The following is a 14,048-nucleotide window of genomic DNA, read 5'->3' as shown; positions in this document are numbered from 1 at the left end:
GTCGCCAAGGGACTAGGAAAGCGCCATGCTCTATCGCGAGAACGGACAATTCAAGACCAGCTACCTGGCCGACCAGCAGATCTTCCCGATCCTGCAGGACAAGGTTTTCGTGGCGGTGCTGCTGGCGATCGCCTTCATCGGCGTGCCCCTGCTGGCCAGCGACTATTTCCTGCGCGCCATCCTGATCCCGTTCCTGATCCTGTCGCTGGCCGCCGTCGGCCTGAACGTGCTGGTGGGCTATTGCGGGCAGATATCCCTGGGAACCGGCGCCTTCATGGCCGTGGGCGCATACGCGGCCTGGAATTTCGGCGTGCGCATCCCCGCGATGCCCTTGCTGCTGCAGATGGTGCTGGGCGGCCTGTGCGCCACCGCCGTCGGGGTGGTATTCGGCATCCCCAGCCTGCGCATCCGCGGCCTGTACCTGGCGGTGGCGACGCTGGCTGCCCAGTTCTTCGTCGATTGGGCGTTCCTGCGCATCCCGTTCTTCACCAACTACTCGCCGTCGGGCAGCGTATCGGTGCCGCCGCTGGAAGTGTTCGGCGTGCCGCTGCAGAGCTCGGTGCAGAAATACCTGTTCGTCCTGGCCGTCGTGGCGGTGTTCACCCTGCTTGCCAAGAACCTGGTGCGCGGCGCCATGGGCCGGCAATGGATGGCGATCCGCGATATGGACGTGGCCGCCGCCGTCATCGGGATCCGGCCCATGTACGCCAAGCTGACCGCCTTCGCCGTCAGTTCCTTCATCGTCGGCGTGGCGGGCGTGCTGTGGGGCTTCATCCACCTGGGCGCATGGGAACCGCTGGCCTTCGACCTGGGGCGTTCCTTCCAGCTGCTGTTCATGGTGATCATCGGCGGCCTGGGATCGATCCTGGGCAGCTTCTTCGGCGCCGCCTTCATCGTGCTGCTGCCGGTGCTGCTGACGAATATTCCGCGCGTGCTCGGGCTGCCGCTGGCCGTCGATATCGCATCGCATATCGAGCACATGGTGTTCGGCGCGTTGATCGTGTTCTTCCTGATCGCCGAGCCGCATGGACTGGCGCGCCTGTGGAGCATAGGCAAGGAGAAACTGCGCATCTGGCCGTTCCCGCATTGACAGGCATATCCATAACGTTCCGGGCCGGCGCCGAGCGCCGGACCCGGGCACAAACAGGTGTCACGCACACCACCCTGGAGGACATGGAGATGAAACGCTTGAATATTCGATACGCGGCGGTCGCCGCCGGGCTCGCCGCCGTGCTCGGTTCGGCCAGCCTGCCGGCCTGGGCGGACGAGCAGTTCGTCCCGCTGCTGGTCTATCGCACCGGGTCCTTCGCACCGCTGGGCATCCCCTGGGCCGACGGCAAGCTGGACTACCTGAAGCTGGTCAACGCGCGCGACGGCGGCATCAACGGCGTGAAGATCACCTTCGAAGAGTGTGAGACCGCCTACGCCACCGACCGCGGCGTGGAGTGCTACGAGCGCCTGAAGGCCCATGCGCCGACCGGCGCCTCCGGCTTCGACACGCAGTCCACCGGCATCACTTTCGCGGTCAGCGACAAGGCGCCGCAGGACAAGGTGCCGGTGGAAACGGTGGGCTATGGCCTGTCGCAGGCTGTCGACGGTTCGGTCTTCCAGTGGAACTTTCCGCTGCTGGGCACCTACTGGACGGCGGCCGACACCATGATCCAGGACATCACCAAGAAAGAGGGCGGCAGCCTGAAGGGCAAGAAGATCGCCCTGGTCTATCACGACTCGCCCTACGGCAAGGAACCCATTCCGCTACTGCAGCGGCGCGCCGCCAAGGACGGCTTCGAACTGCTGCTCTATCCGGTCACCGCGCCCGGCGTGGAACAGAAATCCACCTGGCTGCAGATCCGCCAGTCGCGGCCGAACTACGTGCTGCTGTGGAGCGCCGGCATCATGACGCCGACCGCCATCCGCGAAGCCCAGGCCAGCGGCTATCCGCGCGAAAAAATGTATGCCATCTGGTGGGCCGGTTCCGAAGGCGACGTCAAGGACCTGGGCGCCGTGGCGAAGGGCTACAACGCCATCACCATCCACAACAGCGGCGAGCCCGGCAAGGTGTCGGAAGACCTGAAGAAGTTCGTCTACGACAAGGGTGACGGCAGCGACAAGACCGGCAATTCCGTGGGCACCATTGCCCATATGCGCGGCATGATCATCTCCATGCTGCAGGTCGAGGCCATCCGCACCGCGCAGGAGAAATACGGCAAGGGCAAGTCCATGACGCCGGAACAGGTGCGCTGGGGCTTCGAGAACCTGAACCTGACGCAGGAACGGTTGAATCAGCTGGGCTTCGGCAACATCGTGCGGCCGTTCAAGACATCCTGCGCCAACCACCTGGGCGCGGACTGGTCGCGCATCGTGCAATGGGATGGGTCCAAGTTCAAGGTGGTCTCCGACTGGTACCAGGCCGACAAGAGCATGGTCGATCCCCTGGTCAAGGAAACCGCGGCCAAGTACGCCAAGGAGAAGAACATCACCCCGGTCAATTGCGGGGCCCAGGGGTGAGCGCCGCCGCGGAGCCCGCGCCGCTGTTGGACGTCAACGGCATCGAGGTCATCTACAACCACGTGATCCTGGTGCTGAAGGGCGTGTCGCTGCGCGTGCCGGAAGGGCGCATCGTGGCGCTGCTGGGGGCCAACGGCGCGGGCAAGACGACCACCTTGCGCGCGGTGTCCAACCTGCTGCGGGGCGAGCGCGGCGAGGTCACCAAGGGCAGCATCCGCTACCGCGGCGAACGGGTCGACCGCCTGTCGCCGGCCGACCTGGTGCGACGCGGCGTGGTGCAGGTGATGGAAGGGCGCCATTGCTTCGCCCACCTGACCGTGGAAGACAACCTGCGCACCGGCGCCTACACGCGCCGGCTGGGCCGCGCCGATACCGAAGCCGCGCTGGAAAGGGTGTACCAGTATTTTCCGCGGCTCAAGCAGCGGCGCGGCAGCCAGGCGGGTTATACGTCGGGCGGCGAACAGCAGATGACGGCCATCGGGCGCGCCCTGATGGCCAGTCCCGCCATGATCCTGCTGGACGAGCCGTCCATGGGCCTGGCGCCGCAGATCGTCGAGGAAATCTTCCAGATCGTGCGCGACCTGAACCAGCGCGAAGGCGTCAGTTTCCTGCTGGCGGAACAGAACACCAATATCGCGCTGCGTTACGCCGACTACGGCTACATCCTGGAGAACGGCCGCGTGATGATGGACGGCGACGCCGCCGCGCTGGGCAGCAACGAGGACGTCAAGGAGTTCTACCTGGGCATTTCCAGCGGCGCGCGGCGCAGTTTCCGCGACACCAAGTTCTATCGCCGCCGCAAGCGCTGGCTGGCCTGAGGCCGGCCGGCATACCCACCAAGCCACGCATCGCCGGAGCCGATCCCATGCGCCACGCCGCTTACTTCGATACGCTGGAAACGCGGCCGCCGGAGGCGCGCGAAGAAGAACTGATGGCGGCCCTGCCGCAGGCCATCGCCCAGGCCATGGCGCGCGCGCCCGCGATCGCCGCGCAGCTTGGCGGCGTCGACCCGCATGCCGTCGTATCGCGCCAGGCCCTGGCCGGCCTGCCGGTGCTGCGCAAGTCCGAACTGCTGGCGCGGCAGCAGGCCAGCCGCGATGGCGCCGCGGCTGGCGGCGACCCGGGGCCGGACGGCGCCGCCCGGGCCATGGGCGGATTCGCCGCGATCGGCTGGGGACAGGCGCTGCGCGTCTTCGCCTCGCCCGGCCCCATCTACGAACCGGAGAGCGCGCGCCGCGATTACTGGCGCTTCGGCCGTGCCCTGTACGCGGCCGGTATCCGCCCGGGCCAACTGGTCTACAACTGCTTTTCCTATCACTTCACCCCCGCCGGTTCGATGATGGAAACCGCCGCGCATGCGATCGGCTGCACGGTATTCCCCGGCGGCACCGGCCAGAGCGAGCAGCAGGTGCGCGCCATCCGCGACCTGGCGCCGGCCGCCTATACCGGCACGCCCAGCTTCCTGAAGATCATCCTGGACAAGGCGGACGAACTTGGCCTTGCCTTGCCGACGCTGCGCCACGCGCTGGTATCGGGCGAGGCCTTTCCCGCCGCGTTGCGCGACAGCCTGTCGGCGCGCGGCGTCGATGCCTACCAGGCCTACGGCAGCGCCGACCTGGGCCTGATCGCCTACGAAACGCCGGCCCGCGAAGGCCTGGTGCTGGGCGAGGAGATCATCGTCGAGATCGTGCGTCCGGGCACCGGCGACCCCGTCCCGGAAGGCGAAGTCGGCGAAGTCGTGGTGACCACGCTGAATCCGGATTACCCGCTGGTGCGCTTCGGCACCGGCGACCTGTCCGCCGTGCTGCCCGGCACGTCGCCCTGCGGCCGGACCAATACGCGCATCCGCGGCTGGCTGGGGCGGGCCGACCAGGCCACCAAGGTCCGCGGCCTGTTCGTGCATCCGTCGCAGGTCGCCGATATCCTGCGCCGCCATCCCGAGGCATTGCGCGCTCGCCTGGTGATCGGCGGCGAGATCGGCGCCGATACGATGACCCTGCGGGTAGAGGCCGACGCCGCGCCCGCCGGCCTGGCCGAGGCCATCGCGCGCTCGGTGCGCGACGTCGCCAAGCTGCGCGCCGAGGTCATCCTGTGCGCGCCGGACAGCCTGCCCAATGACGGCAAGGTCATCGACGACACGCGTAACCACGCTTGAGCTTATAAGCTTCAGGTTCACCGATCGATGCCGGCGCGTTAAGCTTGGCGCCTGGCGGCCCCATCCACGGGCGCCGCGCATCATCCAGGCTGTTAGCAAGAAGGAAACTCATGCGTATCGGACTCCCCTCCCGTTTGTTCAAACTGCCGGCCATCGTCGGCGCCGTCCTGCTGGCGCTGATGGCCCAGGCCGCCCATGGCGCGACGCTGGACACCGTGCGCCAGCGCGGCATGGTGCTGTGCGGCACCACCACCGGCTTTGCCGGCTTTTCGGCGCCGGACGCCAAGGGCGTGTGGCATGGGCTGGATGTGGACCTGTGCCGCGCCGTGGCCGCGGCGGTCCTGGGCGATGCCAACAAGACCAAGATCGTGCCGCTGGACGCGCAACAGCGCTTCACCGCGCTGCAATCCGGCGAAATCGACCTGCTGGCCCGCAACACCACGGTCACGCAGCAGCGCGACACCGCGCTGGGCATCATCCACGCCGGCGTCAACTTCTATGACGGCCAGGGCTTCATGGTGCCCAAGTCGCTGGGCGTGAAGAGCGCCAAGGAATTGAACGGCGCGACGGTGTGCCTGCAGGCCGGGACGTCCAATGAAAACACGCTGGCGGACTGGGCGCGCGCCAACCGCATCGAATACAAGCCGGTCGTCATCGAGCAGTTCAACGAAGTGGTCAATGCCTTCGCCGCCGGCCGCTGCGACGTGTTCAGCACGGACGCCTCGGGCCTGGCGTCGATACGCATTTCCAAGCTGCACAATCCGGACGACTACGTCGTCCTGCCCGAGATCATTTCCAAGGAGCCGCTCGGCCCCTTCGTGCGCAAGGGCGACGACAACTGGCTGAACATCGTGTCCTGGTCCCTGTCGGCGATGATCGAAGCCGAGGAATACGGCATCACCTCGGCCAATGTGGACCAGTTGAAGGGCAGCACCGAAAACCCCAACATCAAGCGCATCCTGGGCGTGACCGCGGGCGCCGGCAAGAACATGGGGCTGGGCGAAGACTGGGCCTACAACATCGTCAAGCAGGTCGGCAACTACGGCGAAAGCTTCGAGCGCAATGTCGGCCAGGGCAGCCCGCTGAAACTGCAGCGCGGCCTGAACGCGCAGTGGAACCAGGGCGGGCTGATGTACGCGCTGCCCATCCGCTGATATCAGCGGGCCGCCGGCGGCCTGCCCTGGTAGGTCGCAGCGATCTGCATGAAGGCCTTTTCCAGGTCGCGCGTGCCGCCCTGGAAAGTCAGCGTCCTGCCCGCGCGGCTGACGATCATCAGCCGCTTGGAAAAGATCATCGGCACGAAGCGCGCGCTGCCGATGTCGTCCCAGGCGATCTCGCGTTTCGTCAGCCAGGTCTGCCGCAAGCCCTGGCTGTCTATCGTGGTGATGGAGGTCTGCATGGACCACGCCACCACGCCCAAGGCCAGGAAGCACACCAGCACCCCGCCGAGCAGCAGCGGATTCAAGGTGCCGCTGTACAGCCGGATGATGGTAGTGACGATCTCCCATCCCAACGCCGCCAGCAGTATCCAGGCGAGGATCTTCACCCAGTCTGGCCAGGCCTGGCCGTTGAGCGGCAAAGGGCCGATCTCTTGCAGCAATGCGGCAAGCGGAATGTATGAAGGCGGCTCGGCGGGGCGGTTCATGGTTTGCGCGTCGGCGCCTCCAGCGGGTGGCTGATGGTTAGGCGGCGGGCTGTCAGGCCGCCCGCTTGGCCGCGACGGCGTTGCCCGCGCGGCTGGAAGACTTGCGATGCAGGTTCGCCGACATCCATTGCCCGATGTCGACGACCGCGTCGAAATCGATGCCGGTCTCGATGTCCATGCCGCGCAGCAGATACAGCACGTCTTCCGTGGCCACGTTGCCCGTGGCGCCCTTGGCATAGGGACAGCCGCCCAGTCCCGCCACCGAGGCATGGAAGATGGCAATGCCGCTATCCAGCGCCGCCGCGATGTTGCCCACGGCCTGGCCGTAGGTGTCGTGGAAATGGCCCGAGATACGCGCCGGATCGACCACGGCGGTGACCGCGTCCATCACCTGGCGCACGCGCCGGGGCGTGCCCACGCCTATGGTGTCGGCGACGTCGATCTCATCGCAGCCCAGCGCCAGGTAGCGTTGCGCCACGTCGACCACCGCGGCCACCGGCACGTCGCCCTGGTAGGGACATCCCAGCGCGCAGCTGATGGATCCGCGCAGCCGCAGCCCCGCCGCCTTGGCGGCGGCCGCGACCGGCTCGAAGCGCGCGATGGACTCGGCGATCGAGCAGTTGATGTTCTTCTGCGAAAAGGCTTCGCTGGCCGCGCCGAAGATCACGACTTCATCGGCGCCGGCGTCGCGGGCGGCTTCGAAGCCCTTCATGTTGGGCGTCAATACGGAATAGATGATGCCCGGCTTGCGGTCTATGCCCGCCATCACCTGCGCGGCGTCGGCCATCTGGGGGACCCACTTGGGCGACACGAAGGACGTGGCTTCGATGTTGGGAAAGCCCGCCGCGGCGAGCCGGTTCACGAGTTCGATCTTGACGTCGGTCGGAACGAAATCCTTTTCGTTCTGCAGGCCGTCGCGCGGGGAGACTTCGACGATTTTGACGCGGGAGGGAGCAGGCATGGCGTATTCCTGGCTGAATGCGGCGATATAGCGCGATATTAGCCTTTGGCGGCGCGCCGCGCGCCGGCCAAACGCTGGAAACGGCCGCCATCCAGGCGGGCAATCGTGCCGGCGAGTTCGAGCTCCAGCAAACGCGCGGACAGTGTGGCGAGGTCCAGGCCGGTGCGTCCCAGCAGGGTGTCCAGATGGACCGGATCGTGACCCAGGGCGTCGATGACGGCCGCCGCGCCGGCGCTGGTTTCCTCGCCGGCCGGGGCGGGGACGTCTTCGTCGCGGGCCCGCCGGGCCGTGGCGCCGCCTCGGGCGGTCGCACCTGAGCCGGCCGCACCTGAGCCGGCCGCACCTGAGCCGGCCGCACCTGTACGGCCCGCGCCTGCACGGCCCGCGCCTGCACGGGCAACGCCCGAGCCGCCGGCACCCCCCAATTCGTCGGTGATGTCGCGCGCCGTTTCCACCAGCTTGGCGCCTTGCCGTATCAGCGCATGGCAGCCGCGCGACAGCGGCGAATGGATGGACCCGGGGATGGCGAAAACCTCGCGGCCGTTCTCGGCCGCCAGCCGCGCCGTGATCAAGGAACCGCTCTGGCGCGCGGCTTCCACCACCAGCACGCCTTGCGCGAGCCCGGCCACCAGCCGGTTGCGCCGCGGGAAATGGTTGGCGATCGCCGGGCTGCCCAGGGGCAATTCCGACACCAGCGCCCCCTGCGCCGCGATCCGTTCCGCCAGCCCCGCGTTGCGCGGCGGATAGACCTGGTCGATCCCGGTGCCCATGACGGCGACCGTGCCGGCGCCCGCGGGCCCGGCGTCCAGGGCGCCTTCGTGGGCGGCCGCGTCTATGCCCAGCGCCAGGCCGCTGACGATGCACCAGCCGTGCTGCGCCAGATGACGCGAGAAGGCGCGCGCGTTTTCCGCGCCGCCCGCCGTCGCGCTGCGCGAGCCCACGACGGCCAGGGCCTGCCCGGCCATGCGGGCGGGGTCGCCGCGCACGTAAAGCAGCAATGGGGGATCCGGCGTGGTCAGGAGCGCGCGCGGGTAGCGCGGATCGGCGAGCGTGACGATGTGATGGCCGGCGCCTTCGGCCCAGCGGAGCGTGTCGTCGATCAGGCTGGCCATGGCGGACGGCGGCGGCGCCGCCAGTTGGCGGGCGAGTTCCTGGGGCAGGTGGCGGGACAGGGCGGGGGCCCCCAAGGCATAGATCTGCTCCGGCATGCCGATGGCGCTGAGCAGGCCGATGGCGCCCATCACGCCCAGGTCGGGTTCCAGGGAAAGCCGCAGCCAGGCGGCGAGTTCGTCGCGTGTGGTGTCCGAAAGCATGGGGCGCAGTGTCGCACGATCATGGCCGCCGGAGCAGCGGGAAGAGACCGGAATGTCCCATCCGTCCCGCTATACGTTCATTAGCCGGAAACTATTAGAAATCAAGCCCTTAATGAATTATTATTACGATATTCCAATCATCCTCTCCTGTTTCCCGCCCGCAGCATCCGCGGCCGCGGGATACGGCGCTTTCCATGGCTTTGCTCAACATCCTTCACTACCCCAGTCCGCGCTTGCACATCAAGGCCAAGCCCGTGGCGGAGGTGGACGACCGCATCCGCAAACTTGTCCGCGATATGGCGGACACCATGTATGAAGCCCCCGGTGTCGGGCTGGCGGCCACGCAGGTGGACGTGCACCTGCGCGTGGTCGTCATCGACGTGTCCGAGGACGGCAGCCAGCTGCTGACGCTCATCAACCCGGAAATCACCTGGAAGAGCGAAGAAAAGCAGACCTACGAAGAAGGCTGCCTGTCCGTGCCCGGCATCTACGACGAAGTGGAACGCGCGGCGCGCATCCGCTTCAAGGCGCTGAACGCGGAAGGCCAGCCCTACGAGATGGAAGCCGAAGGCCTGCTGGCGGTCTGCGTGCAGCACGAACTCGACCACCTGGACGGCAAGGTGTTCGTCGAATATCTGTCTCCGCTCAAGCAGAACCGCATCAAGACCAAGATGCGCAAAGCCGAAAAAGTAGGGTAACGATGCGGGTTGTATTCGCGGGGACACCCGATTTCGCCCGCCTGGCGCTGGAAGCGATCCTGGCGGCGGGCCATACCGTGCCCCTGGTGCTTACGCAGCCGGACCGCCCCGCCGGGCGCGGGCTGAAACTGACGCCCAGTCCCGTCAAGCAGGCGGCGCTGGCCGCCGGCATTCCCGTCGATCAGCCGCGCAGCCTGCGCCTGGACGGCCGTTATCCCGAGGAAGCCGCGCAGGCCCGCGACCAACTGCTGGCCGCCGCGCCCGACGTCATGGTGGTCGCGGCCTACGGTTTGATCCTGCCGCAATGGGTGCTGGACCTTCCGCCCCATGGCTGCCTGAACATCCACGCCAGCCTGTTGCCGCGCTGGCGCGGCGCCGCGCCCATCCAGCGGGCCATCGAAGCGGGCGATACGGAAACCGGCGTCACCATCATGCAGATGGACGCCGGCCTGGATACCGGCGACATGCTGCTGGTGCGCCGCGTACCCATCGGTCCCGAGCAGAATGCGGCGTCGCTGCATGATGCCCTGGCGGCGGCGGGCGCCGCCGCGATCGTGGAAGCCCTGGCTGCCCTGGCCGCCGGCGGCATGACGCCGACGCCGCAGCCGGAACAGGGCGTGACCTACGCGGCCAAGCTGGACAAGGCCGAAGCGGCGCTGGATTTTTCGCTGTCGGCGGAAACCCTGGCCAGGCGGGTGCGCGCCTTCGACCCGGTGCCCGGGGCCACCGTGCGCCTGCCGGGTCTGGACGAGCCGGTCAAGGTATGGCGCGCCCAGGCCTTGCCCGGGGAGTCGGCCACCGTGCCCGGCACGGTGTTGCGCGTATTGCCCACCGGCATCGATATCGCCGCCGCGGATGGCATCCTGCGCTTGCTGGAACTGCAGAAAGCCGGCGGCAAGCGCCAGCCGGTCGAGATCTTCGCGCGCGGCTGGCAGGCGAAGGCGTAGGCCCCCGAACAGCCTCTCAGTAAAGCGTCTTCTTCACACGATCCGGCAATTCGCGGTCGTATTGATCGCCGTCGAAACCGCCGCCGATCAGATCGCGCAGGATGCGTCCCGCGCTGGGCAGCGCATCCCTGTGCAGCTGCGTGGCCGGGTCCCATAGCCGCGACCGCACCACCGCCCGCGAGCACTGGAAGAACACTGTCTCCACGTTGACGACCATGACCGAGCGCGGCGGCTTGCCGTCCATCGACAGCTTTTCCAGCAGCGCGGGATCCACCGTGATCTGCGCGCGTCCGTTGACGCGCAGCGCTTCGCCGATACCCGGGATCAGGAACAGCAGCGCCACGCGCGGATCGGCGATCACATTGCGCAGGCTGTCGACGCGATTGTTGCCGCGGCGGTCCGGCAGCAGCAGCGTCCGTTCGTCGTGGATCTCCACGAAGCCCGGCGTGTCGCCGCGGGGCGAGACGTCCAGGCCGCCGGGACCGCTGGTCGCCAGCGCGACAAACGGCGCGGCGCGTATGAACGCGCAGTAGTTCGGATGCAGGGTGGCGCTTTCTTTCAGCAGCGAGGTGTCCTTGGGCTGCCCGTACAGCGCGGTCAGGGCATCCAGGTCGGCAATCCGGTGCGCGTCGTCGATCGTCATTGCGTGGTTTGTCATCGATGGCAGGGTCCGGCTCCCGGGCGTGCCTGGGAGCCAGCGCTGCCATGGTAGCCCAGATGCCGCGCCGGATGTCCCCGCTCGCGCCATCGGACTCCGCCGCAAATATGCGCCCGCCCGTGGGCCCGAGTGTCCGGACCCCATACGATGCGCGGCTGCCTTGCGCGGGCGTGCGCATGCAGGGGACAGGAGAGCGTGATGGCGGTGGATGGACTGGGGGTTGCCGGCGGCCTGGCCTATCCCATGGATGGCACGACGGACAACCTGACGGCGGCGTCCGCCGGGGACGGCGCCCGCGCCGCTTTCCGTGCGCGTCCCGGCCGCCGCCAAAGGCTGAAAACCCTGATCGGCGACATGCGCCAGATGCACGGCCTGCGCGGCAAGCTCTCCCTGGTGTACGCCAGGGCCGGCAGCGCCGATCGGGTGCGGGCCATGGTGAAGTGGTCGCGCACCCACGCCGGCGGCGCGGTTTGCCAGGACGATATGCAGCGCCTGTACGACCGCGTCACGCGCCGCTGCGCGGGTCAGGCGCATGCCCAGGTGTTTCATCGCATCGCCGAAAACTATCTCGCCGGCGCCGATACCGGCCAACTCGCGGCCTTGCGGCAATCGCTGGGTAGCGCCACGCCGGGTCCGGTCCCGTGGGTCATGCGCGCGCCCAAGGCGGACCCCGCGCGCGAGTCCTGGGCGGCATTTTCGACGATGCTGGATGGCGAGCTGGCGCGCCGCGCGCTGCTGCCGGCATTGAAGCAGGTCATCCAGGCCTTGCCGGTACCGCCCCGAGCCGACGGCCATGCGCTGGACCTGGCGTGCGCCCGCCTTGCCACCGCCTTGTGCCGCGCCGGCGGGGCGGACGCGGATGCAAGCCTGCTGGCCGTCGCGTTGGGGCAGCTGTCGCATGTCGAACTGAAAACCTTGGCCACGCAGCTCGCGCCCCCGCCCGGCGCGGCCGGGGTTGACGCGCTTGCACGGTGCCCGCTCGGGCGGGCGCTGCGGCACTTGCACGCATCGCCGGACACATCGCCGGACCTTTGGCAACAGCGGCTCGGGCTGATGGGCAAGCTCCGGGCGGCCGCCAACCGCACGGTCTGCGATCGGCTGGATTACTTCGTCCACACGACGTCGCGCCTGATCGACGTCCAGCTCGCGCAGGGTCGTCCGCCGCAGGCCGTGTACGACCTGGCCGCCGGGTCGCTGACGAAAAGCCTGGCCGTCATGGGCTACGCCGACGTCCTGGCGCCGGGCGGCGCGCCCGTGCTCGCGCCCCGGCTGATCGCCGCCGCCTTGCTGGGCAAACCCTTGAAGGACGTCCTGGCCTACACCCATGGCCTGGATGTACGGACGTTGACGCAACTGGTGCGGGCCATGCAAAGCGCCGCACCCGACTACGCGGGCGCGGCCGCGCTGCTATGCAGCGTGCGCGACCATCACGCGCAAGGCTATCTGGACAGGCTGGCCGCCAGCCTGCGCGATCTTGAAACGCAGGCTGGCGGCGCGCGGCGATGGCCCATCGCGCAAGGCCTCAAAACGCTGGCCCAGGCGGTCCAAGCCTGGGAAAGCCATTGCCTGCCCGCGGGCCTGACCCTGCCGACGGACGTCCAACAGGATCTGCGAGCCGCCGTGCAATGGGCCCTCGATGGCTTGTGTCCCCGCCCTGGCGGATCCCCCGGCCTGCCGGCCGATTCTCGCGCGTCTGCCGGCCGCGCCCCGGCCGTGCGAGTCCTGGCCGTGCGAGTCCTGGATAAGGCCGCGATCAAGACCCTGTGCAACCGCGAAGTCGAGTGCCTGCGCATCGCTCAACCCCTGCTGCGGCCTTACGGGCTGTCACTGGACAAGGATGCCCTGGCGGCGATCGCCCTCGAACGCGCCGCCCCGCATGTGGAAACCGCCGCCGATCACCTGGCCGATGTCGCGCAGGCCCTGGCACGTGGCGCCTCCGATCCGGAACACGCCATGCGTGCCTTGCGCGAAGGCGCCGAATCCGCCGCGTCGGCCTGCGCGGAATGCGCCAGCTTCACCGACATGGCGGCCGACGACGTCATGCGCGTATGCACGCGGATCGCCAGCCTCGCCTGGCGCCGCTTCATCGCGCATCACGCGGGCAGCCGCCGGAACGCCGAAGCCGCCCTGCTGCGCTCGGGCTATATCCTGCATGACGGCTTGAACGACGCGGCCTCCGCCCTGGTACAGGATCTGGACGCCGATCCGCCATCCGACGGCGATTGGCGCGATCGGCTCGAGTCGCATGCGGTCAGCCGCCTGCGGCTCGCTTCCCAGCTGATGGAGGCCCTGCAGGCCGTGTGCATTCCGGACGACGATGCCGACGACCATTCCGGATCGCGTTCGGCGGGGTCCGAAGCGTTCATCGACGGCTGGACGCCCGACCTGCGCAGGGCGGTCGCCGATCACTTCGGAGTGAAGTACGACCCGGCGCGCGGGCGCTGCGCCTTGCTGATGAGCCGCGCGCAGCACGAACGCTTCGCCGCCGAGCTGCTGAACGGCGACCTGGCGCCCCGGACGCTCACGCAGTACGAGATCGCCGGTCCCGCCGGCCCCACCGTGGTGGAGATCGACGAGCAATTGCGGGTGGACGGGATCATGCGCGTCTCCGCGCAGTTCTCCGTCACGGGCGTCGATCGCCTGGGCAACTACATTCCCTACACCACTTCAAGTGCCCACGCCGGGGAAGACTCGCACGTCCCGGGCGTCGAGCGCGGCCTGCTGGCGCTGCGCAGGCTGGCCGGTCCGGACACGGCGGCGCTGACGACCTATCTCACGCAAACCGCCGCGGCCGGCTTCATCTGTGGGCTCCACGCGCTGGGGGAATCAGGACCGGTCAGGATGGACGATGGGGTCGCGGTCCTGCCCGGGGGCATGGCCTACATGCGTACCGACATCAAGCGCATGGCGGATGGCAGCTATACCGTACGCATCAATCCCTATTGGTACCGGCTCGATACCGCAACGGCCTTCGACGGTTCCGCGATCAGGCTGGATCCGGTGCGCAGCTTCGCGTCGATGGCCAGCGACGTGCGGCTGACGCCGGCCGCGCAGGGAGCATGGCGCCAGGAAGTGATCGGTCCGTTGATGATCCGCCACCACCTGGTGCGGCGGGACGCGTGAGCTTGTCCTTTCAGCCCAGTCCTTTCAGCGCCGTGCGTTC

Annotated in this window: 12 protein-coding genes; 8 read left to right on the top strand and 4 right to left on the bottom strand. The window is 68.3% G+C overall.

Translation table 11 applies throughout. The features are described 5' to 3' along the window. Nucleotides 1-25: 25 nt before the first annotated feature. The 5 genes from CAL26_RS25355 to CAL26_RS25335 all read left to right on the top strand — a co-directional run bounded on the left by CAL26_RS25355 (nt 26) and on the right by CAL26_RS25335 (nt 5,817). The gene (locus CAL26_RS25355; RefSeq protein WP_094849402.1) at nt 26-1,090 is read left to right on the top strand and encodes a branched-chain amino acid ABC transporter permease; all 1,065 of its coding nucleotides are present in this window, start codon (nt 26-28) and stop codon (nt 1,088-1,090) included. An 83-nt stretch (nt 1,091-1,173) separates the two neighbouring features. After that, on the top strand, nt 1,174-2,508 hold the full coding sequence (locus CAL26_RS25350; RefSeq protein ID WP_094849401.1) for an ABC transporter substrate-binding protein: 1,335 nt from the start codon (nt 1,174-1,176) through the stop codon (nt 2,506-2,508). Next, complete coding sequence (locus tag CAL26_RS25345) at nt 2,505-3,326, top strand: ABC transporter ATP-binding protein (RefSeq protein WP_094849400.1); 822 nt, start codon at nt 2,505-2,507, stop codon at nt 3,324-3,326. The genes CAL26_RS25350 and CAL26_RS25345 overlap by 4 nt, the downstream gene beginning before the upstream one ends. 47 nt (nt 3,327-3,373) lie before the next feature. Then, entirely contained in the window at nt 3,374-4,663 is a 1,290-nt protein-coding gene (locus tag CAL26_RS25340) for a phenylacetate--CoA ligase family protein (RefSeq protein WP_094849399.1), read from the top strand. Between the two features lie 179 nt (nt 4,664-4,842). After that, nucleotides 4,843-5,817: an amino acid ABC transporter substrate-binding protein gene (locus CAL26_RS25335; protein ID WP_179283528.1), complete on the top strand. Its 975-nt coding sequence runs from the start codon at nt 4,843-4,845 to the stop codon at nt 5,815-5,817. 2 nt (nt 5,818-5,819) lie between these two features. On the opposite strand, the gene CAL26_RS25330 is transcribed toward CAL26_RS25335, so the two are convergent. Genes CAL26_RS25330 through dprA form a run of 3 tightly spaced genes read right to left on the bottom strand, consistent with a single transcriptional unit; the run spans nt 5,820 to nt 8,582 of the window. Next, a complete protein-coding gene (locus CAL26_RS25330) occupies nt 5,820-6,308 on the bottom strand; it encodes a hypothetical protein (protein ID WP_094849397.1) in 489 nt (162 codons plus the stop codon). Nucleotides 6,309-6,360: 52 nt separating this feature from the next. Continuing rightward, nucleotides 6,361-7,269 carry a hydroxymethylglutaryl-CoA lyase gene (locus CAL26_RS25325; protein ID WP_094849396.1) on the bottom strand — a complete coding sequence of 303 codons (909 nt, stop codon included), beginning with the start codon at nt 7,267-7,269 and terminating at the stop codon, nt 6,361-6,363. A 38-nt stretch (nt 7,270-7,307) separates the two neighbouring features. Next, nucleotides 7,308-8,582 (bottom strand): DNA-processing protein DprA, encoded by a 1,275-nt coding sequence (gene dprA, locus CAL26_RS25320; protein ID WP_094849395.1) that lies wholly within the window; start codon nt 8,580-8,582, stop codon nt 7,308-7,310. 194 nt (nt 8,583-8,776) lie between these two features. Between dprA and def the strand changes: the two genes are divergently transcribed. Together def and fmt are read left to right on the top strand one after the other, a co-directional pair. Further along, nucleotides 8,777-9,280, top strand: coding sequence for a peptide deformylase (def, locus tag CAL26_RS25315; protein ID WP_086067314.1), 504 nt, complete (start codon nt 8,777-8,779; stop codon nt 9,278-9,280). 2 nt (nt 9,281-9,282) lie between these two features. Continuing rightward, nucleotides 9,283-10,227: a methionyl-tRNA formyltransferase gene (gene fmt, locus CAL26_RS25310; protein WP_094849394.1), complete on the top strand. Its 945-nt coding sequence runs from the start codon at nt 9,283-9,285 to the stop codon at nt 10,225-10,227. 16 nt (nt 10,228-10,243) lie between these two features. Here fmt and CAL26_RS25305 read toward each other — a convergent pair whose 3' ends face one another. Then, on the bottom strand, nt 10,244-10,870 hold the full coding sequence (locus CAL26_RS25305) for a pyridoxamine 5'-phosphate oxidase family protein (protein WP_094849393.1): 627 nt from the start codon (nt 10,868-10,870) through the stop codon (nt 10,244-10,246). A gap of 213 nt (nt 10,871-11,083) precedes the next feature. On the opposite strand from CAL26_RS25305, the gene CAL26_RS25300 reads away from it, so the two are divergent. Further along, a complete protein-coding gene (locus tag CAL26_RS25300) occupies nt 11,084-14,008 on the top strand; it encodes a hypothetical protein (protein WP_094849392.1) in 2,925 nt (974 codons plus the stop codon). Nucleotides 14,009-14,048: the final 40 nt, after the last annotated feature.

It is taken from the genome of Bordetella genomosp. 9, assembly GCF_002261425.1.
Taxonomy (GTDB): domain Bacteria; phylum Pseudomonadota; class Gammaproteobacteria; order Burkholderiales; family Burkholderiaceae_B; genus Bordetella_C.
The sequence above is the reverse complement of the archived record's forward strand: the minus strand, read 5'-3'. Positions and strand labels throughout refer to the sequence as shown.